This window comes from Pseudoalteromonas sp. SIMBA_162 (assembly GCF_046535955.1).
Taxonomy (GTDB): Bacteria; Pseudomonadota; Gammaproteobacteria; order Enterobacterales; family Alteromonadaceae; genus Pseudoalteromonas; species Pseudoalteromonas marina.
Map to the genome: position 1 here is coordinate 1 of NZ_JAWJBQ010000159.1, position 344 is coordinate 344.

The following is a 344-nucleotide window of genomic DNA, read 5'->3' on the forward strand; positions in this document are numbered from 1 at the left end:
GTGGAGCCCCGCGGTGTTGCTGCAGTACTACTTCGGCGCGGCGACCGCGAAGTTCCGGCCGTTCCTCGGGCTGGGCGTGTCGTACAACTGGTTCAGCGACCTGCAGCTCAATACGAACTTCATCAAGCAGACGCAGGACAATCTGGGCGCGATTCTCGCGGCGGGCGCGGGCAAACCGGGGACGACGTCGGTGGAGGCGAAGGCTTCGTCGTCGTGGCAGCCGGTGTTCAACGCGGGCCTGCAGTACAACATCACCGAGCATTTCGGGCTGGTCGCGTCGGTGACCTACATCCCGCTGAAGACGACGTCGACGGTGACGATCAAGGCGGCCGACGGCACGGTGC

The 344-nt window shown here is 65.1% G+C and carries 1 protein-coding gene; it reads left to right on the forward strand.

Features of this window, described 5'->3' with window-relative positions; translation table 11 throughout:
- Window positions 1-13: 13 nt before the first annotated feature.
- Window positions 14-344 (forward strand): OmpW family outer membrane protein (locus R0J88_RS19155; RefSeq protein WP_410900753.1); only part of this gene is annotated, 331 nt, incomplete at its 3' end.